Origin of the sequence: Aliiglaciecola sp. 3_MG-2023 (assembly GCF_030548205.1) — a bacterium.
Classification (GTDB): domain Bacteria; phylum Pseudomonadota; class Gammaproteobacteria; order Enterobacterales; family Alteromonadaceae; genus Aliiglaciecola.
Window position 1 is genome coordinate 126538 of sequence record NZ_JAUORV010000007.1, and the last position, 20160, is coordinate 146697.

The 20160-nt window shown below is 41.8% G+C and carries 15 protein-coding genes; 6 read left to right on the forward strand and 9 right to left on the reverse strand.

Annotated elements, in window-relative coordinates; translation table 11 throughout:
- Positions 1-7 precede the first annotated feature (7 nt).
- From modA to Q4574_RS09955, 4 genes are all read left to right on the forward strand, one after another.
- The gene (gene modA / locus Q4574_RS09940) at positions 8-772 is read left to right on the forward strand and encodes a molybdate ABC transporter substrate-binding protein (RefSeq protein WP_303473923.1); all 765 of its coding nucleotides are present in this window, start codon (positions 8-10) and stop codon (positions 770-772) included.
- Positions 772-1452 (forward strand): molybdate ABC transporter permease subunit, encoded by a 681-nt coding sequence (gene modB / locus Q4574_RS09945; RefSeq protein ID WP_303473924.1) that lies wholly within the window; start codon positions 772-774, stop codon positions 1450-1452. Before modA ends, modB begins: the two co-directional genes overlap by 1 nt.
- Positions 1449-2519, forward strand: a complete 1071-nt coding sequence (gene modC / locus Q4574_RS09950; protein WP_303473926.1) for a molybdenum ABC transporter ATP-binding protein — start codon at positions 1449-1451, stop codon at positions 2517-2519. The genes modB and modC overlap by 4 nt, the downstream gene beginning before the upstream one ends.
- A gap of 124 nt (positions 2520-2643) precedes the next feature.
- Positions 2644-2811, forward strand: a complete 168-nt coding sequence (locus Q4574_RS09955; RefSeq protein ID WP_303473927.1) for a hypothetical protein — start codon at positions 2644-2646, stop codon at positions 2809-2811.
- 239 nt (positions 2812-3050) lie between these two features.
- Here Q4574_RS09955 and Q4574_RS09960 read toward each other — a convergent pair whose 3' ends face one another.
- The 6 genes from Q4574_RS09960 to Q4574_RS09985 all read right to left on the reverse strand — a co-directional run bounded on the left by Q4574_RS09960 (position 3051) and on the right by Q4574_RS09985 (position 9761).
- Positions 3051-4280, reverse strand: a complete 1230-nt coding sequence (locus Q4574_RS09960) for an ABC transporter permease (protein WP_303473928.1) — start codon at positions 4278-4280, stop codon at positions 3051-3053.
- Between the two features lie 13 nt (positions 4281-4293).
- Positions 4294-5604 (reverse strand): ABC transporter permease, encoded by a 1311-nt coding sequence (locus Q4574_RS09965; RefSeq protein ID WP_303473929.1) that lies wholly within the window; start codon positions 5602-5604, stop codon positions 4294-4296.
- 9 nt (positions 5605-5613) lie between these two features.
- Positions 5614-6330 (reverse strand): ABC transporter ATP-binding protein, encoded by a 717-nt coding sequence (locus tag Q4574_RS09970; protein ID WP_303473930.1) that lies wholly within the window; start codon positions 6328-6330, stop codon positions 5614-5616.
- Positions 6331-6411: 81 nt separating this feature from the next.
- Positions 6412-7710, reverse strand: coding sequence for an efflux RND transporter periplasmic adaptor subunit (locus Q4574_RS09975; RefSeq protein ID WP_303473931.1), 1299 nt, complete (start codon positions 7708-7710; stop codon positions 6412-6414).
- 193 nt (positions 7711-7903) lie between these two features.
- Entirely contained in the window at positions 7904-9076 is a 1173-nt protein-coding gene (locus Q4574_RS09980; RefSeq protein WP_303473932.1) for a hydroxymethylglutaryl-CoA reductase, read from the reverse strand.
- A gap of 139 nt (positions 9077-9215) precedes the next feature.
- Positions 9216-9761, reverse strand: a complete 546-nt coding sequence (locus Q4574_RS09985; RefSeq protein ID WP_303473933.1) for an RNA methyltransferase — start codon at positions 9759-9761, stop codon at positions 9216-9218.
- Between the two features lie 74 nt (positions 9762-9835).
- Here Q4574_RS09985 and Q4574_RS09990 point away from each other — a divergent pair, with 74 nt between their 5' ends.
- Positions 9836-10240, forward strand: coding sequence for a TerB family tellurite resistance protein (locus Q4574_RS09990; protein WP_303473934.1), 405 nt, complete (start codon positions 9836-9838; stop codon positions 10238-10240).
- Between the two features lie 169 nt (positions 10241-10409).
- On the opposite strand, the gene Q4574_RS09995 is transcribed toward Q4574_RS09990, so the two are convergent.
- From Q4574_RS09995 to Q4574_RS10005, 3 genes are read right to left on the reverse strand one after another with little or no spacing between them, the layout of a single operon-like run.
- On the reverse strand, positions 10410-13478 hold the full coding sequence (locus Q4574_RS09995) for an efflux RND transporter permease subunit (protein ID WP_303473935.1): 3069 nt from the start codon (positions 13476-13478) through the stop codon (positions 10410-10412).
- On the reverse strand, positions 13471-16821 hold the full coding sequence (locus tag Q4574_RS10000; RefSeq protein WP_303473936.1) for an efflux RND transporter permease subunit: 3351 nt from the start codon (positions 16819-16821) through the stop codon (positions 13471-13473). Before Q4574_RS10000 ends, Q4574_RS09995 begins: the two co-directional genes overlap by 8 nt.
- 14 nt (positions 16822-16835) lie before the next feature.
- Complete coding sequence (locus tag Q4574_RS10005) at positions 16836-17945, reverse strand: efflux RND transporter periplasmic adaptor subunit (protein ID WP_303473937.1); 1110 nt, start codon at positions 17943-17945, stop codon at positions 16836-16838.
- Positions 17946-18286: 341 nt separating this feature from the next.
- On the opposite strand from Q4574_RS10005, the gene Q4574_RS10010 reads away from it, so the two are divergent.
- Positions 18287-20155, forward strand: coding sequence for a VWA domain-containing protein (locus tag Q4574_RS10010; protein WP_303473939.1), 1869 nt, complete (start codon positions 18287-18289; stop codon positions 20153-20155).
- The last annotated feature ends 5 nt before the right edge of the window (positions 20156-20160 follow it).

Genomic DNA, 20160 nt, shown 5'->3' on the forward strand with positions numbered 1-20160 from the left:
AGATGAGATGAAAAGACCAACGCAGAAGGTTAGGTACAAATTGCTCAAGGTGCTATGTGGGATCATAGCCCTTTTCTATTTGCATAACGCTGCAGCCGATCAAAGCCTTCACGTGGCCGTTGCCAGCAACTTTTTATCGACATTTAAGCACTTAAAGTCAGAGTTTGAACAGACTCATAACAGCCAAATTTTGATCAGCACTGGTTCCACAGGTAAATTGTTTGCACAGATCTCCCACGGCGCACCTTACGATATATTTCTTTCTGCCGACGATGTGCGTCCAAAACAGTTGCAACGGTTAGGGTTAACTAAACAGAATAAACCCTTTACCTATGCCTATGGCAAGTTAGTGGTATTTCATCCCGGTATTCTGTCTTCTCAGTTCTCTTTAGGGTATTTAACCAATAAAGGCGTTGAACACATTGCTATTGCCAACCCTAAACTTGCTCCTTATGGCGAAGCAGCAAAACAATGGCTAGTTCACAAAGGTGTGTGGACATCAATTACCCATAAAGTCGTCATGGGAGAAAATATCAATCAGGCTTTGCAATATGTGAAATCAGGCAATGCGCAAGTTGCCATTGTTGCCTTGTCGATGGTGCAACAAGAGCGTGATAGTCGTTTCACTGAGCTGGATAGCAAGGACTATCAGCCAATCAAACAACAGGGCGTTTTACTTACCCATCGACAAGCTGGCGCTGAATTTATCACTTTTTTATCCTCTGAAGCTGCGCGCACTATTATTCAACAGCGCGGATATGGCGTGCCATAATGTTGGATTCAGCTGACTTAATTGCCTTCTGGCTAACTATCAAATTAGCATTTATTTCGACATTCTTATTACTCATAATCGGTTTTCCCTTGAGCTTCTGGTTAGCTAAGTCAAAGTGGCGATTTAAATTTATTTTTGAAGCGATGATAGCTCTTCCGTTAGTTTTGCCTCCTACGGTGCTTGGCTTTTACTTATTGATTTTAATGAGCCCAAATGGAACGCTTGGTCAATTAACAAATGCTTTGGGAGCAGGCAATCTAGCTTTTAGTTTCACCGGTTTAATTATTGGCTCTTGTATTTATTCCTTACCTTTTGTGATTCAGCCTTTGCAAACTGCTTTTACGAATTTACAACAATGGCCTTTAGACGTAGCCGCTACTTTAGGTGCGTCAAAGTCTGAGCGCTTTTTTCGGATTGTTGTTCCGTTACTAAGACCCGGCATCATTAGCGCTGCAGTATTGGGGTTTGCCCATACCCTTGGCGAGTTTGGCGTAGTATTAATGATTGGAGGCAATATTCCCGGCCAAACACAGGTTGTTTCAATCGCCATTTATGAACACGTAGAATCACTTGAGTATCAACAGGCTCATTGGTTGGCTGCTGCACTATTGTTGTTTTCGTTTGTTTTGTTGTTGATCGTATATGCAACCAACAAAGGTTACAAAGTGGTGAATAAATGAGTTTACAGGTTCGTTTCATGAAACCTCTAAATAGCCGCTCCATTAAGGTTGATTTAGACCTTAAATCTAAAGGCGTAACTGTCTTGTTTGGTCCCTCTGGTGCAGGAAAAACAACGTTATTGCGGGTTATTGCGGGGTTAGATAATTTAACTGATGCACAGGTTATTTTTGAACATAATCTTTGGCAAAATGAAAATACCTTTGTACCACCTCAAAATCGTCATATTGGTATGGTGTTTCAACAGCCTAGTTTGTTTGAGCATTTAAATGTTGAACAAAATATTTATTTTTATAGGGGATTGAAAAACCATAAAAATCGAGAGCAACGCTTTAATGTCCCTCAGCTTATTGAGTTACTAAAGTTAACCCCCTTATTAAGGCGCGCTCCTAATACGTTGTCGGGTGGTGAACAGCAAAGGGTGGCTATCGTCAGAGCCTTAGCGACACAGCCGGATCTATTGTTAATGGATGAGCCCCTCAGCGCTCTAGATGATGAGCTTAAAAGTCAATTTTTAGATTACCTCGAACCCTTACTAGAGCAAATATCCATACCCGTTATTTATGTTACCCATTCTAAATCTGAATTAGCTCGATTAGCTAAACAGGTTGTGTTAATGGACAAAACGGGAGTGACGGGGCAGGGGACGACTAGCGAGTTGCTTACTGATCTAAATCAATCGTTAACCTTAGGACCGGATCTGCAAAGTGTGCTTAGTGCCAAAGTTGATCTAGTTGATGTACAACAACATGTTAGTGCCATAGAAACACCCGCCGGGCGGCTTTGGGTCAGCATCACAAACAAAGCCGCCGGGCAACGAATGAAAGTGGTTATACACGCAAAGGATGTGAGTGTGAGCCTAACCCGAGCCTCTGATAGCAGTATCCTCAATGTACTTCCGGCACAACTACTGGATTTCAAGTTTACCCAAAGCGGTAGTGTTATTTTAAAATTGAAAGTGGGTAGTAGCGTTATCCTCAGTCAAATCACACAAAAATCTTTTCAGCATTTAAAGTTAGCCAAGGATCTGCACCTATTCGCACAAATTAAAGGTGTGGTTATAAAATAATTATGAATAGCTATCTTTTAAATGGATATACAATGTATATACATTGACTATCATTTTGGTATCTGTCACTATCATTCTATCACGTAGTTAAACCTCTCAATTTAATGGTGATTTGGAGATTATTTTGCAGCACAAAAAATCAAAGAAAAAGAATAGCCAGTTAATAGTTAGGATTAATGATCAGGAAAGAGCGGAGTTTGTCATGCTTTGTGAAGAGCTAGACACTAGTGCAGCCCGTGAAGTCCGGCGGTTTATTCGTGATTTTTTAAAAGAACATAAGGATCAAGATTAATCGATCCCTGTTCTTGTTTTGATTATTTTTATTCAGGAGATGCCATCATGGCTAAAGCAAAAACATTAAAAGCAAAAATTAAGACCAGCAAAGCTAAAATCGCTAAGCAAAAAAACAAACTAGCTAAATTGAAAAAGCAGCTTAAAAAAGCGAAATAATTTTAGGACCTTTTGTCCCAACTTTCCTAAGTAGAAGTTGTTAGCGGAAATTCTTGCAATGAATTTCCGCTTTTTTATTTATCAGACGGTTCTGGTCGCCATTGCTGGCGGAATAGTTGCCGCTTTTTTGGCGGGGCCAAACACCGCAAGTTGGCCAACAACCCAAAGTACTATCATACCTGCAGGCACGAAATACCAATCCAATGCATTTAGGCTAAACATTTCCACTAATAGCATATTTAAAATAACGGTCAATGCCGCACCTAAACTCACCCCGACCGTACTTATCAAAAAGTTTTCAATCATAAAGTAGCGTACTATTGAACCTTGGCTTGCGCCTAACGCTCGACGCGTGCCAATTTGTTTTTTCCGACGATTGACACTGAAACTAGCTAAACCAACAATTCCTAACCCTGTAACTATGGTGAGAATAACCATGGTCGTTGACAGTATTTTTATCATCGCTGTGTCACCACGGTAGCTGCGTTCTCGGGTTTCCTGAACGGTGCGCATACCGCGAATAATACGTTGTTTATTTGACGACGCTAGCGCCTCTTCAATAACCGGCATAATTGCGTCACGCTGCCCAGCTTGTGCTCGGACATAATATCTATTTGATTCGAAACCCGTTATCTCAGGTGTCAGTACTGTGTGCTCTAAGTCATCCCAACCTACCCAAGGTGCCTGAATTTTATCGACGATACCTTTTACGATCATGGGTTCAGTTTGGCTAATATAAATGGTTTTACCTACCACATTTTGATAGGGCGTATCGGGAAACAAAGACTCCGCTAGTACTTTGGTGATCAGCACATTGTCTGGCCAATCTCTTACCCCTGGTTGCCGGAATCTTACGTCAATGGGGAGAAAGTTTTCTCCAGCAATCACTTCTAAATCGAGCGCATCTATAGCGTGCTCATCCACCATGTAAATGGCGCCCCCTTGCGTTTCTTTTTCTTCCCCAGGCTCAGTTTGAAAACTCATTGACCAGCCACTGCCACTAACAGGGATGGCATTAATTTGGATTGCGTCTAATACCCCAGGTGTATTTCTAATCAATTCTAAGTCATTAAACGCGGTACTTTTAGGATCAAAGTTTTCGCCGAAACCTGTGGTGGTGAGATAAAAGCTATTCACTTCATCAATACCGCTATCTCGTTCAATGCGCTGTGCTCGTTCTAGAATGATAAATATTGAATTCACTACTATGGTCATAGTCACAGCAATTTGAATGGCAATTAAAATAGCACCTACTTTATTGCGCATTAAGGCGCGAAAAATTGGACCGATTTCCCATTGGTTAGAGCTCATCGTATTCTCCTTGTTAACTTTTTAATTGGCTGGCTGGCGCGATATTGCAAGCCCGCCAAGTGGGGTACATGCCAGCCAATATGCTCGATACTAGGGCGAGCAAAATAGCGCTGGCCATCATAGTCACGTCTAATCCAACTAAATTTTGTACGAATTCGCCGTACAATGACTTAATCCCCTCCAGCCCTAAGTAGGCCAAGCCTAAGCCCAAAATTCCGCCGGCTATACCAATACAAGCCGTTTCCACCAGATGCTGAATAAATAGGTCGGTTTTTGACGCGCCTACTGCTCGGCGTAAACCAATTTCTGCGGCTTTGCCAGTAAATTTGGCTAACAGCAAACCTATTGTATTTAGCAAGCAAACCAATAAGAACATAAAGGACACCCACATCATGATCTGCGCATCATCGGCAACTACCTCTTGATTTTCCATCCACTCCATCACATTTGAAAGGCGGTTGTTTAGTGGGCGGGCAAAGCGACCTAAAGACTTTTGCTCATTTACATAATTGTCTAGAAAGTTCATGTATTGAGCTTTTTCATTATCGTTTCTTAGTTCGACCCACATTTGGTAGTTCACGCATTCAGATTGTAAAAATGCAGTGAATCCCTCACCCTCAGGGGTCTTCCAACAATTGGTATTGCCACCATTGGTCAGCTCTAGTTCTTGTTTCATGTAAAAGGGCATAAAGACTTCTTCGGTTTCGTCAAATGCCCCTGTGGTAACATCGTAAAAGCGTGGCACTAAAAGCCAATCATCTAATACCCCCACAACTCGGAAATTTTCACCAACAATTCGTATGGTGCGGCCAATAGAGTTTTCACCACCAAACACTCGTTCATTTGTGGCTTTGCTGATCACAACCACGTAATCTCGGTTTTTATCACTGCTATCTGGCCAGCCACTACCGTATAAAAAGGGGACGTCAAACATCGGGAAAAAGTCTGAAAAAGCCAGCCGAATACTGGCCATAAATGGTTTTTCATCTTGCCCTTGGGGTTCAATTACGCCACCTGTAGATGCCATCGCCGATTGTCGATAGGCTTGATTGGCCTGCATTAAGTTGGTCGCTTCCGTCCAGGTAATTTGATCGGGTGGTTCATTAGGCTCTCTAGCAGGTTCGAACTCAGACCAACTGTCTAATTGCACGTAAAAAAGTTGCTCGCTTTTATGGGGGATAGGATTGGCAGACATCAGGTAGTTAACGGTAACCGTTGTCATGCTTGCGCCAATGCCAAGGCCAATCGCGGTAATCATTAAGGCACTGAGAATAGGATTGCGTTTAATACTTTTCATGGCCAAGCGAAGATAATAAGTAAACATTGTTGTTCCTTAGCCTATGGCAGCTTGATGCATTTCTATATGAGCAGGCTCGGCGATGCCACTCATTTCACTTACCTGACCATCACGCACATAAATGTTGCGTTTGGCTTGGGAGGCTAAATGCTGATCGTGGGTTACCATCACGATAGTGGTACCTTGCTGGTTAATTTGTTTCAATAACTCCAATACACTTAATGCCATTTTAGTATCTAAGTTACCAGTTGGTTCATCGGCAAGTAAAAACCTCGGATTACCAGCAAGGGCACGTGCTATGGCAACACGCTGTTGCTGGCCTCCAGAAAGTTGTGAGGGTAGATGTTTCATACGATTAGCTAACCCCACTAATTCTAAACTTTCTTCGATGCGCTTTTTACGTTCATTACGTTTGAAACCGCGATAACGCAGAGGCACGTCTACGTTATCGAACAAATTTAAATCTGGGATAAGATTAAAACTTTGAAAAATAAACCCAATTTTTTCATTTCTGAGTTGGCTGCGCTGTCTATCATTTAGGTGACTTACATTCTGACCATCTAACTGATAGGTGCCACCTTCAAAGGTTTCTAATAAGCCCGCGATGTTCAAAAAGGTGGTTTTTCCTGAGCCTGAAGGGCCGGTGACGGCTACGAACTCGCCCTCATCTACCTGCAAATTAAAGTCACGTAGGGCATGGGTTTCAATGAGATCGGTACGAAACACTTTTTTTACGTCTGTCATGGTTAGCATCTACTTTCCTTATTCGTTTCTATTATTTTTTTGAATTTTTGTCGCTAGAATTTTCATTTTGGGTATTCACGACCGAGCATTTTAATTGGTGATAAGAATTCGTTGGGCACCGTTAAATTGTTCTGTTCCAGAAATAATGATGGTGTCACCTGCATTTAAACCGTGCATGATTTCAACATTTGACAGGCTGCGGATACCGGTGGAAATTGTGGTTTTTTCCGCCATACCATCTTTCACTAGATAAGCAATTCGACCACTACCACTGTCAAGAAATTGTCCTCGTTGCACCATTAACACATCCGCTTTGCTTTCCATCAGAATACGGGTGGTTAAACGCTGGTTTTGACGCAATCCTTGAGGTTGCTTTAAGGTCTCTCCAGCGGCATTTTGGGCGGCGAAACGCACTCTTCCGTTCACTTGATTGTTCTCAATTTCAGGTGAGATAGTGACCAGAGTGGCTGAATGCGTTTCGCCATTGAAACTGACCTCTGCAGGCATACCTATTGCCAAATCGTCTGCATAGCTTTCTGGAATATCAACTTCCAATTCAAATTCCGATAAGTCCACTACACTTAAAATCGGCTGATTTTGGGTTACTTGATTTTTCTGCTGAACAGCTAAATTGCCGACGATGCCATTGACTGGAGAGCGCATAGTCAATTCGTCGACTTTGCGGGTTAATTCTTCTACCAGCAGTCGTTGTCTAGCCAGTTGCAATTGTTTAGTTTGAATTTCAAAGGCCAGACTTTCTTGATTTAATTGGGCATCTCGCACCGCATGTTGGTGGACGAGTTTGGCATTTTGTAAATCATCTTGGGCTTTTTCATAGTCGATCTGACTGATAGAGTGGGTTGCATAAGCTTTGTCAGCCCGGCGTTTTTCCCGATCAGCCGCGGTTAAGGCGACTAAAGCGAGATCCACTGCTTTTTGATTTTCTAACGCTTGTTTTTTAGCTTGTATTTTTTCCCGATCTAATTCCATTTGCGAACGTTGTAAGCTGGACTCTTCTTGTTTTAGTTCATTGGTCAAAGCTGGGCTGTCAATTAATGCCAACACTTGATTCATTTTCACTGAATCGCCAGCATCTACTTTAAAGGTAATGGTGCCTTGAGCAGGGCTGTAAAGTCTTGGACTAACCGACGCCACCACTCGACCTTGAACTGATAAATCTCTTACCAGGTTACCTTTTTGAACCGTACCAAGTCGCAAGCGCTTAGCTGAAATGGAATAGTCGGAACTTGACCAATTACTCAACGCGGGGGCTAGGGTAAAATAGCTGGCTAATAAGGCAATACCAACGACGACGATGATGATAAAGGGTTTTTTATTTTTTTTATTCGCCAGTACGACGTCTTGCCCACTGGTATCTTCAATTTTCATGACATTTTCTCTGAAATTATTAGAACAATCAGAGAGTAAGTCGAAGGTGAAGATGAAAAGGTTTAAATGATCCTAAAATAAATTTAATTTAAAGGGGAAACCTAAACCGTATCTGGCTTTTAATTATAGGCACAATTTGCACTGCACCCGGTCTCCCAGGCGCTTTGCGTTAATTTTTTGATGTTATATGAGCTTAGCGATTACGACCCATTTTGTCGTGACTGCTAACCCAATGACCAGCGATGACAGCACAGGCCAGTGAAATATCGCCGGCTAATACCGTTGCCGCCACAATTTCAGCGAATTTATTGGCTTTGTCTTTACCTACGCAATCGAGTAACTGTAAACATTCGTGTTGAGTGGGTAACCCTGTTCCACCACCAAAGGTGGCTACAATCAATGAAGGTAAGGTTACGGCTAGATAAAAATCACCGTTATCGAGCAATTCATGGGATAGCATACCAGCGTGAGACTCAACTACGTTTGCTTCGTCTTGGCCAGTGGCAATATATAGTGAAGCAATACCATTCGCAGAGTGAGGACCATTATAAGCTGCCCCCGCTAATTGAGCGCCATTATTGGCCAGAGTGGTGGCTCCTGCTAATACTTTTGTATCGACGTTCATTACCCGTGCTAACACCTCTTTTTTCAATATCACCTCAGCAATGACGCGTTTTCCTCTGGAGTGCAGCATATTTAAATGGGAGTGTTTTTTATCTGTATCCATATTGCCAGAAAGCAAATACATACATGGAATAGGGGAGTTGGCTTTGATCCATTCACATGCCACTAGGGTTGCTTTACCCACCATATTTTGGCCGGCCGCATCACCTGTTGTGTAGTTAAACCGTAAATACTGAGTTTTTGCCACAGACCATTGTTGAATGTGTTCTAATTTACCAATACTGGTTGTAGACTCAGATACGGCTTTAATATGTTCAAAGTTGTGCTCTACCCATTGGCCAAAATCACGGGCTTGTCTGGCATCTTCGAAAATAAACGCTGGAGCACGTTGCATCCAACCTTCCACAACTGTGGTTTTTACTCCGCCACATTCGTTTATTACCCGCATTCCTCGGCTATAACTGGCCACTAAGGTACCTTCTGTCGTGGCGAGGGGAACGTAAAATAAACCTTTAGCACTTTCACCATTTATTTGCACTGGGCCAGCGATACCTACAGGCATTTGCACAATACCAATAAAGTTTTCTACATTGCCGGGTAAAACCCCGGGATCGATACTGAATTCACCTGTGTATTTTAAATCCGCCCCGGTTTTTTGTTTCAAAAACTCCCGTCGGGTTTTTGCCATTTCAACAGTGTGATCATTCTCTGGGTTACGGGGAATCCGGGTATCTTCAGACATAGTAGAGTTCCTTTTTTATCGACAACAATGGAAACAGCGTAAAAGGTGCTGTTTCTCAATTAATGCATAATTAAGCCTATTTAGAAAGGAAGTATGTTATAAATTTGTAATTATTTTGTGTTTGGATTGATTTGACTGACTATTTCACAGGAAAAGGCACTTTTCGTTTAAGTTTATTATTGGTATCTCGGCTGCTGCGAATGATGTCATCGGAATATATGGTGTCTTGTTGTTTTGCCATTCGGTCATACAAGAGTACGTTCACTGACGCTGCTAAATTCATGCAACCTTTCGTAGGGACGTAAACTACGTCATCACATTGATTCAGAACCTGTTGTGGTATCGAACCGTCTTCCGGCCCAAAAATATACATTGCCTTCTCTGGATGTTGGAAATGGGGTAGTGGTGTTGCTCCCTCGACTAATTCAAATGCGATTTTTTGATAACCCTCTGGTAAGTCGTCAAATAGCGTTTCTTTAGGAATTAACGGAATGTGTGTATTGGCATTTTTGGTGTCAGTGGCGAAGTTTTTAGCGCGTTCATAGCGTTTGCCAGTATACACAATTGATTTGGCGCAATAGCACCCTGTAGCTCGTAATGTTGCCCCTACATTGGTAGGACTTTTGGGGTTGATAAGTCCGACAATGCAATGATTCGTTTGATTTTGTTGGGTAGATTTAACCATTTTGGATTAGCAGATTAGGATAGTTTGGACTAGGATACTGTAGATTGGATTATAAAACACCATGGAGTAAGTTGATGAGGTTTACCATTTTTATTCAAGCGTTAGACTTGGGGCAGTGTAAAGATCAAATTCAACGTCAGGCTTTATTTGATATTGCGCTTATGTTTGTGATGATTGATGGCGTGATTGACGAGCAAGAAAGGCGCTATATGCAGGACTGGTTAGCACAACTGGAATGGTCTAGCGATATCGATAAACTAGATTATTACACTACCCTTGAAAGGAAAGTCGTCGATGCCATTGCGGAAGACGAAATTGAAAACTTTTTAGCCCATCGCGCGATTCTATTGTCAGATCCCTGGATGAAATTACAAGCTTTAAAGTTGGCTGAAGAAATCGCCAATGCCGATGGTGACTTTGCGCCGTCTGAAAAGGCCGCCATAGCATTTCTAATGGACAAATTAGCAGATAAACGCTAACAGCAAACCATTAACAGTAAACCGCCTTTTAAGGCTCTTAATTAGCTTATAAAAGCCATCAGCCAATTAAGAGCCTTCGGCCAGTTGAGAGCCATCAGCCAATTAAGAGCCTTCGGCCGATAAAGGCGCTCATGAAGAGACATTATGAGCGCCATTTTCTATCGATTCCTCAAGCTCCGGTAATTTTCGCCACTAGGTGTTTACTATCCGATATCATCTGTACGGTATTGCGACGTAATTTAAGCAGCAATAAATACGTTAAAGGGACTAAAAATAAACTAGTTAAGGTACTGAATAGCAAACCGCCTATTATGGCGATAGCCATTGGAGAGTAAGACGGGCCGTCACCGCCAATGCTCACATCACCCAACGCCAGGGGAACAAGTCCAAGTACAGTAGTAGATACGGTCATTAAAATGGGCCTAACTCGGGTAAGACAGCCTTCAATGATGGCATCGTGAACTGCTAAACCTTGATTAACCAATTGATTAATCCGGTCGACCAAGACGATACCATTGTTCACCACTATTCCCATTAAAATTAACATGCCTATCATGCCCATTACCGTCATGGGGTTGCCGGTAATTAAGAATGCCCAAAACACGCCTGTAAATGAAAATATCAACGAGGTTAATACCGAAGTGGGTAATAATAAGGATTCGAAAAGCGCAGCCATAACAATATAAATCATGCAGACAGCTAAAAGCATATTTGTGATCATTACCCCTTCGTCTTCGTCCTGGCGCTGGAAACTGCCGTCTAACGCCCAAGAGTAACCGTTGGGAAGTTGCACATTGGCCATAATGGCTTCAATGCGTTCTTTTGCTTCTTCAATGGTGAGGTCGCTTTCTAAATTTGCGCCTATGCTCAATGCTGTTTGTCTGCCGTCTCGCTGAATATGAGACATCCTTGGTTTGATGGTTAAATCAGCCAACATATCCAGAGTGACATTTTGCTCAAGGTTTCTAAACACAATTAAATTACGTAGCCCATCGATGGATGTTTGCAATGTTTCATCGTAAAGCAATCGAATATCTATTTCTCCATTACTGGCATTTCTGAATGTGCGTAGGTTTGAACCGCGCAGTGCTGTACTGATCATAGTCGCCACATCCTGAGTGTTTAAACCAAATCGAAAGGCCTTGTTCCTATCAACCTTAATTTGTAACTCGTAGTTTTGACCATCTATATCCGCTTTAACATCGGTTAAACCGTCAACACTTGCCAATACAGGGACAATTTCATTGGCAATTTCCATTAAGGTTTCAGATGACTGTCCGAATAATGATATTTTGACGCCGCCGCCACTGCTCTCATTCCACTGGAAAGACGGTTTTGCCCGTGCAAATGCAGGAAATTCATCTTTAATGCGTTTTTTAAGATCTGCAATTTTAATGGGGATATCATCTTCTAACGTAATGCCTGATTGTGCTTCACCTGTGGTGAAATAACTGTACACCTGCTTAATGTAAAAGCGTTCCTTATTGGCGTATAAATAGTCCTCCATTTTAACTACTGTCTTTTCTACTTCCTGAAGGCTGTAATTAGCCTGGACATTGTAATTCAACCAAATACGACCATTGTTACCATTGTTTTGCTCATCGCTTTTCAACAGGTTCATGGGGATTATAGTGCTCACTAAAATCAGTACTGCAATCAATGCCGTCTTACCTTGGTTTGCAAGGGTCCAGGTTAAGATAGACCTATACAAGGCTTTCAGTTTTGATGGCTTAATATGTTTTGGCTTAGGTTTTATTTTCAACTTTGTGGTTAATAATGGAATGAGCGTTTGCGCTAAAATCAAAGAAGCAAACAATGAAATACAGATAGACACGGCTACATGTTCTAAAAACACCGTAATTTCTTCTTTGGCCCCTACAATATTGGGTAAAAAAACGATGGCTGTGGTAGCCGTTCCAGCGATCACCGCCAAACTTACCAAAGCGACGCCTTTCTTCGTTGCTTCCACTGGGTCAGGTTCGTCTTCTCTGACTTGAAAAATGCTCTCTGTGACTACCACAGCATTGTCTACTAACATGCCTACCGCTAACATCAAGCCCATTAATGACAGAATATTGAGGGTATAACCTAAGAAATACATGCAGGCTAATGTTATGCATATTGCAAAGGGCACAGACAATACCACTACCAAGGTTGTGGCTAAGTTGCGTAAAAATAAATACAAAACAATGATCGATAATACTGCACCGATCAGGCCTGAATTAAGTAAGTCTTGAAGGGAGGTGGTGACCGAGTCAGCCTCATCATCCATAATAAATAGGTTAATGCCATTGAACGCGGTGCTATTGCGGGCTTTTTCAATTTCTTGCATAACCGCATCGGATACCGCGACTAAATTCGCACCGGATTCTCGAAAGATATTTAAACCAATGGCATGGGTGCGATCTAAATGGCGTCCTTCTTCCGCCCGTGGGGTTTCATATTTAACGGTGGCGATATCGGTTAAGCGCACATTGGGCTGAACAATAAGATCTTCAATTTCCTGTATACTCCGGTATTCTCCCACTGGATTAACGGTGATTTTTTGGTCTAAATCAAAAAACTGACCGGCCGTCATGGAAAAGTTAGCGTCCCTTAAGGTTTTGGTTAATTTTCCAGTATCGATATGCAGTGCTGCTATACGTTGGGGATCTAAACGAATGGAGATTTGTTTTTTCTGAACCCCGTACAACTCTACTTTTGAGACACCTTTAATGCGTTCTATGGGCATTTTTAGATTACGTTCAAGTAAGTCATAGGAATTGGAAATATCGCGGTCACTGGACAATCTGAGTTGAAAAACCGGCATATCTTTCAAATTAAATTTAAATACTAATACCCGTTCTACATCTTCTGGTAACAGATGGCGTATCGCATCGATTTTTTCTCGGGCTTCTATGCTTTTGGCTTTAATATTGGCATCCCAATCAAAGCGAATTTGAATTTCCGCATTATTTTCCGTAGAACGGGAGCGCAAGCGTTTAATTCCCGACATAGTGGCTAACGCCTCTTCCACGGGCTGAGTGATCATTTTATCGATTTCCGCCGGCGTTGCATCTTTGTAGGGAACTTGGATGAATATTTCCGGAAAATCTATGCCTGGAAATTTCTCCAATGGCAACAGTCGACTGGCTGCCAACCCCATGATTAACAATGAAAAGAACACCATTGAGATGGTAACCGGACGTCGTATGGCAAAGCTTGCCAATGCAGCGCCAGCATGGGCGAACTTATCCATACACCACCTCATTTGTATCAGTTTTAGTGTGTTGAATAGTCGTCTTGTCGTTATCTGCGGCGAAAGTTTTGCGATCAAATAGGCTGTATAAGACTGGGATCATCAATAAGGTAAGAAACGTGGCGAACAACAGGCCAAATATTACTGTGATAGCCATAGGTGTGCGAATTTCAGAGCCTTCACCTAAGCCAATGGCCATGGGCAGCAAGCCCAAAATTGTGGTCAGAGTGGTCATAAGAATTGGCCGCAAGCGGCTATGTGCAGCTTGTTTAATGGCTGCTATTTTTTCTTCCCCATTTGCACGTAGTTGATTAATGCGATCAATTAATACTATGGCGTTGTTTACAACAATACCTGCGAGCATAATGAGGCCAATAAACACCACGACACTGATGTTGGTATTGGTTAAATATAAACCGTAAATTGAACCGGCACAGGCCATAGGCACGGTAAATAAAATTAAGAATGGATGTAGTAAGGACTCAAATTGTGATGCCATGACCAAATACACCATGAAAATAGCTAGGGCTAATGCCATATATAGAGAATTAAAGCTCGCTTCCATTTCCTCACTTTGACCTGTGACCCTAGCTTGTAAACTGACTGGTAGATTGAGAGTTTCTATGGCTGATTGGGCGTCAATTACTGCGGTTCCTAAATCACCATAGTTGAGGTTTGCACTAACCAATACAACCCGCTGTTGACCGACTCTGGTTATTTCACTTGGGCCTACCGACATTTCAATCGAGGCAACCGCAGCTAATGGAATTGCATTGGCGCTATTCGGATTGACGACAATTTGAGAGATATCTTGAATGGAGTCTCGTTGGGTATGTTGGTTTCTCACTAAAATATCTATCTTGCGATCATCAATACTAAATTGACTGGCTACTTCGCCGCCAATCTTAGCTGCAATCAATTTAGACACATCGGGTGCATTCAAACCTAGTTGCGCTAGCTTGGCATGGTCAAAGAGTACCCTTAATTCTGGGTTACCATTTTGCAGGGAGCTTTTGATATCCGCAAATCGTCCATTTTCAGACAGCACTTGTGCAAGTTTGTCACCGTAACGTTTTAACATTTGTAGGTCGTATCCAGATATTTCAATCATCAGTGGGGTGGAAAAACTAAATAGTTCGGGGGTACCAAATTTACTTTGCAATCCCGCTTGATTGCTCAAATATTGGCGCATGGCAGCAATAACCTGCTGTTCATCTTCAGCTGAAGCTTCACTGGCCATTACCACATTTAATTTTCCCCAATGATCACCACCTTGTGAGGGAGAGGCATTCATTAAACTGCCGGTGCCAGCTAATGAATACGTGCGTGCAACCTGTGGTTGTTGTTGCGTAAAGGTAGCCAACGACGCTAGCACTGCATCAGTATTTTCTAACTTAGAGCCAGTTGGTAAGGTAATCTCCACATCAAATTCTCCCTGAGCCAGTGGCGGGATCAATTCCAATCCAATTTTAGGCAAAAGTAACAGAGATAATGCAGAGCAGGCGAGCACAATGGCGACTACTGCAAAGCGTGCTTGCATAGCAACATTGAGACTATAGTAATAGGCTGCTGATATTAGCTTGTAGAATTTATCGAAAAGCCATAGTACGGGTTTGAATAGTGCGGATAACAATTTGGATAGCCCGTTAAATACAGCTAAAATCAGGCTTGTTAATACTAGCGGGAGCACATAAAACAGCAGTTTTGCTAAAAGAGTGAATGGTAATAGCAGGTAGTAACCGGTTAGTTGTAACCAACCCGATGGTTTTTGTTTAATATTCCTAGGACCTAAATCAACTTCTTTGCTTGGGCGACGAGATTTTTCTCTTGCAGCTAACATTGGGATCAGGGTGAGTGCCACTACTAAGGATGCCGCAAGTGCAAAGGTCACCGTAAGGGCTTGATCACTAAATAATTGACCTGCAATGCCTTCAACAAATACCAATGGGAAAAATACTGCCATAGTGGTGAGGGTGGAGGCGACTATGGCCATTGATACTTCTTTTGTTCCCTGGGCAGCAGCCTCTAATGTATTGGCATTGTGTTTTTTATGCCTGTCGATATTTTCCAGCACCACTATGCTGTTATCAACCAATAAACCAATAGCCAAGGCAATACCGCCCAAGCTCATAATGTTTAAACTAATATCGTAACTATACATTAAGTTAAAGGTGGCAATTATGGACACGGGAATGGAAATGGAAATTATTAACGTAGGCCAGATGTTTTTCAGGAAAAAATACAACACAAACATGGCCAGGATTCCGCCTATGATGGCAGCCGATTTCACTTCCTCAAGAGCACTGGCAATAAACAAAGATTGATCGTAGACCATTTGGATTTGGTAGTTTTCAGGCAATGTTTGATTTAAGGTTTCAAGCCTAGTTTTTACTGCATTAGCCACGTTAACCGTGTTGGCATCGCCTTCTTTATAGATGGCAATTTCAACGCCTTCAAATCCATCAAAGCGGGTGACGGATGAACGTTCTTTGTAGGCGTTATTTACTTCTGCCACATCACTTAAACGAATGTGTCTGCCATCACGTGTGGCAATGTACAAGTTACGCATGTCGTCTAAAGATTTAAATTGGTTGAGGGTTCTGACGATATACTCCTGTGAACCGTCTTCGACACGGCCTCCGGAAGCATTGACATTTTCATCTTTTAAACGCTTGATTATCTCGGCTAACGGAATGTTTAATTGACTCGTGCGATGCTGATCGATCAAAACATGGATCTCGTTTTCCAGACCTCCTCCGACGCGCACGGAAGCGACTCCTTCAACGGACTCCAACTTACGCTTGATATCTTCTTCAGCGTAGGTCCGGATCCGCTTCATACTCCCTTCATCCATACTTGGTTGTTGTGAAAAAGAAGGATTAGCAGAGCTGGCGTTATCAGAATTTGCCTTGTTTGCGCCAAGTCCAAAGCGCATGACCGGATCTAAACTTGGGTTAAATCGCAATAACAGCGGCCGTTTAACGTCCAGGGGCAATAACAGAACATCGAGCTTTTCCCTTACCTCTAAGCTGGCCATATCCATTTCAGTACCCCAGTCAAACTCTAAAACGACATCTGACTGTCCTGCTTTTGAAGCCGAGGTAACTTTACGCACCCCTTTGACAATGCCCACGGCCTCTTCAATGGGTTTGCTGACTAATTGCTCAATTTCCCCAGGCGCTGCACCCACATAGTCTGTGCGAATTGTAAGTGTGGGGTAGGATAACTCCGGTAACAGGTTTAATGATAAACGTGATAAAGAAACAAAGCCGAATAGCAGTACTGCTAAGGTGAACATCCACACGGTTACCGGACGTCTCACCGCAATTTCAATTAGATTCATAATTTGCTCCCCAATTAGCTGTTTACGATTTCAACAACAGCTTTGTCTTTGAGGTTTTGATGACCAGTCACTACTACTTTTTCACCACCAATTAGACCTTCGGTCACTTCTACGAAGTTGCCTTCCTGGTAGCCAACTTTAATGGCTATTTTGTTAGCAATCCCATTGGCGTCGACCACAAACACGTTGGTTTTGTCGTCAATGGCGAGTAAAGCTTTGCGCGGTAATAAAGTCGCATTTTGACGGGTGTCGTAATTTAAACTGACCTGAGAGAACATCCCTGCTTTTAGCAAATTATCCTCGTTGGGTACCCTAAGGGTGACTTTGAAAGTGCCAGTTTTTGCGTCAATGACAGGGCTAATACGCTCTACATAAGCATTAATGAGTGTATCGTTCAGTGCAGATATTGATAGGCTAGCCTGTTGATTTTCGTGTACGCGAGAGAGTTCTTTTTCTGGTAGGTAAACAATTCCGTATAGCTGCTTTTGTTGCACAATATGAAACATGCGCTCGCGCTGGAAGGATTCCGTTAGATTGCCCACTTTTGCATTTCTTTCTGCGATATAGCCACTAATAGGCGCGACTATGGTTGCCTCTTTTAAATCGAGTTTAGCTAAGGCTAAGGTTGCTTTTGCTGATTCATATTGAGCTGTGAGTTTGTCATAAGTGTCATCACTGATGAGTTTTTTGTGATAAACCTTATTAACTTTCGCAAGTTCCTTTTCAATACCTTGTAAATCAGCCGCTGCTCTTAATAAGTTTAATTCATAACGTTCGGGATCTAGTTTCGCTAATATTTGGCCTTTTTTAACGTAATCACCTTCTTCTACTAAAATCTGATCAATGATCCCTGATGCTCTAGCAACCACAAAGGCTTCTTCTTTTGCCTCTAAAACGGCGGTTGTTGCATAATTAGAAGAAATATCACCACGGCTCAAACTCTTCACTTCAACTGGAATTGGAATAACTTTAGCCTGTTCTGTTTCGGTTTTTTCGTTTTTATTGGCTTCTGCCTGTCCACATGCGGTCAATAAGAAACTCGAGCAAATCATAACGGCTAGGGATAACTGTTTTAGTGATGAGCGTGAAATTGAAATATGGTTGTGATAATTATTAGTGTCCATTGTATTTTCCAAATTTAACCAAACATTTTAAATTAAGTTCGTAACGACAATTTGCATTGTGCTTTGATTAATGACCACTCGTAAGAGAGTCCTTTTCTGTAAACTAAGCACTCACCATGCCACTTGTAAAAAACTATATAAATCAAATGGATATAGCCATTCATGAATTTAATTTTGAAATTGATTAACTGTGTTTGGTTAAATTTACTAATACTTGGTTTATTTGCTAATAGTTGAGTGAAAATGCTGCAGAATACATTTTGATAAGATATTGAAAAATAAATAACCCCTTTTTAATACTCATTCGTTGGTACTGATAACTAAGTGTAAAAGGAATAAAAATGAACACGAATAAATCAGACAACTCAAAACGTCAAGATACTATTAATCTAGTAACTAAACCTAAATTTACCCTCAGAAGAATGAGTTATTTGTTTGCTACGACTGGACTTGCCTTGAGTATTGCGGCTTGCACAATCAATGAAAATGAAAAACAGGTTAAAGATTCAGCTAAGGCTGAGGAGGTTATGGTAGCTGCTCAGCGGGCAGAGGCACACGCTAGGGCTCAAGGAGCATTGCAAAAGAGACAGCGACTGCAAACTCAAGAGTTTGCTATGGCTGACTTATCCGCCACTTCACCGGGTTATTATCCGCCGCAAATGCCGCAGAACCCCACCTTTACTGAAAAATATCAACAACAAGAAGAAAATCAGGTATTTACAACCAATACTAATCCTGTTTCTACATTTTCAATAGATGTGGATTCAGGGAGCTACAGCAACGCCAGGCGGATGCTAAATCAGGGGTGGCTACCGCCAGCTGATGCCATAAGAATTGAAGAATTCGTGAATTATTTTGATTATCAATATCCCGTAGCTGATGACCCTGAGCATCCTTTTGTAATTGATACTCAAGTGGCTAATTCACCTTGGAATGACGGGCGTTTGTTGATGCGAATTGGCCTAAAGGCTCATTCTTTAGATAAGCCAAAAAATAGTCAAACAGATGGATCTGACCAAGAGGTTAATGGTAGTGATAAAAATTTAGTGTTTTTGTTGGATGTGTCGGGCTCTATGAACTCTGCAAACAAGTTACCTTTAGTTAAGCGGGCGCTAACTATGCTGACAAAACAATTAACTGAAAATGACAGCGTTGCTATTGTGGTTTATGCAGGAGCATCTGGCGTGGTGCTGGAGCCTACCGAGGCGAATCAGACAGTAAAAATCGAGCAAGCGTTAAATCGTTTATCCGCTGGTGGTTCAACCAATGGAGGTGAGGGGATTGAACTTGCATATAAATTGGCTAAGCAGGCATTTAAGAAAAATGGCGTCAATCGGGTGATCCTAGCCACCGACGGTGATTTCAATGTAGGTAGGGTTAATCATCAACAATTAATCGAATTAGTTGAACAACAAAAACAACAAGGTATTGAACTCACAACCTTAGGTTTTGGTCAAGGTAACTACAATGATCATTTAATGGAGCAGTTAGCTGACAAAGGAAATGGTAATTACGCTTACATTGATACGTTACAGGAAGCACGAAAAGTACTGGTGGAAGAGTTGAATGCGACTTTGCAATCTGTTGCCCGTGACGTGAAAATTCAGGTGGAGTTTAACCCCAATACTGTGGCTGAATATCGCTTAATTGGTTATGAAAATCGTAATTTGAAAAATGAGGATTTCAACAACGATAAGGTAGACGCCGGAGAAATAGGCGATGGCCACACTGTGACGGCTTTTTATGAAGTGGTATTGCAAGGTGGAGTCAAGTTTAACGACGATTTACGCTATAAACAAAATCATAATAGTGACGCTTCTAATTTGGAAAACGAACTGGCACATGTCAAGCTAAGATATAAACCCATGGATGACGATAACAGTATTTTGCTTGACCAAATAATTGAAAAACAAAATATTATTGATTTCGATGCCCAATCTGTTGATTTTAAATTTGCGACTTCTGTTGTGGGTTTTGCACAATTATTGAGAAATAGTAAATACACTGCAAATTTAGATTTTGAAAAGATTATAGAACTTGCTAATGACAACAAAGGCAAGGATGATTATGGCTATCGTGCTGAATTTGTTTCTTTGGTGAGAATGGCGAAAACTCTGAAGTCAGAAACCACGGGTTCAACTACCCATGAAGAGCGCAAACAAAATACAGAAATTAAGACACAGGGTGTGAGATTGGCTAGGTCTTATTAATTTAA

Bases quoted from the DNA above. Each gene is read 5' to 3' on its own strand.
- modA (WP_303473923.1), top strand. From the start codon at position 8: ATGAAAAGACCAACGCAGAAGGTTAGGTACAAATTGCTCAAGGTGCTA.
- modB (WP_303473924.1), top strand. From the start codon at position 772: ATGTTGGATTCAGCTGACTTAATTGCCTTCTGGCTAACTATCAAATTA.
- modC (WP_303473926.1), top strand. From the start codon at position 1,449: ATGAGTTTACAGGTTCGTTTCATGAAACCTCTAAATAGCCGCTCCATT.
- Q4574_RS09960 (WP_303473928.1), bottom strand. From the start codon at position 4,280: ATGAGCTCTAACCAATGGGAAATCGGTCCAATTTTTCGCGCCTTAATG.
- Q4574_RS09965 (WP_303473929.1), bottom strand. From the start codon at position 5,604: ATGTTTACTTATTATCTTCGCTTGGCCATGAAAAGTATTAAACGCAAT.
- Q4574_RS09970 (WP_303473930.1), bottom strand. From the start codon at position 6,330: ATGCTAACCATGACAGACGTAAAAAAAGTGTTTCGTACCGATCTCATT.
- Q4574_RS09975 (WP_303473931.1), bottom strand. From the start codon at position 7,710: ATGAAAATTGAAGATACCAGTGGGCAAGACGTCGTACTGGCGAATAAA.
- Q4574_RS09980 (WP_303473932.1), bottom strand. From the start codon at position 9,076: ATGTCTGAAGATACCCGGATTCCCCGTAACCCAGAGAATGATCACACT.
- Q4574_RS09985 (WP_303473933.1), bottom strand. From the start codon at position 9,761: ATGGTTAAATCTACCCAACAAAATCAAACGAATCATTGCATTGTCGGA.
- Q4574_RS09990 (WP_303473934.1), top strand. From the start codon at position 9,836: ATGAGGTTTACCATTTTTATTCAAGCGTTAGACTTGGGGCAGTGTAAA.
- Q4574_RS09995 (WP_303473935.1), bottom strand. From the start codon at position 13,478: ATGGATAAGTTCGCCCATGCTGGCGCTGCATTGGCAAGCTTTGCCATA.
- Q4574_RS10000 (WP_303473936.1), bottom strand. From the start codon at position 16,821: ATGAATCTAATTGAAATTGCGGTGAGACGTCCGGTAACCGTGTGGATG.
- Q4574_RS10005 (WP_303473937.1), bottom strand. From the start codon at position 17,945: ATGGACACTAATAATTATCACAACCATATTTCAATTTCACGCTCATCA.
- Q4574_RS10010 (WP_303473939.1), top strand. From the start codon at position 18,287: ATGAACACGAATAAATCAGACAACTCAAAACGTCAAGATACTATTAAT.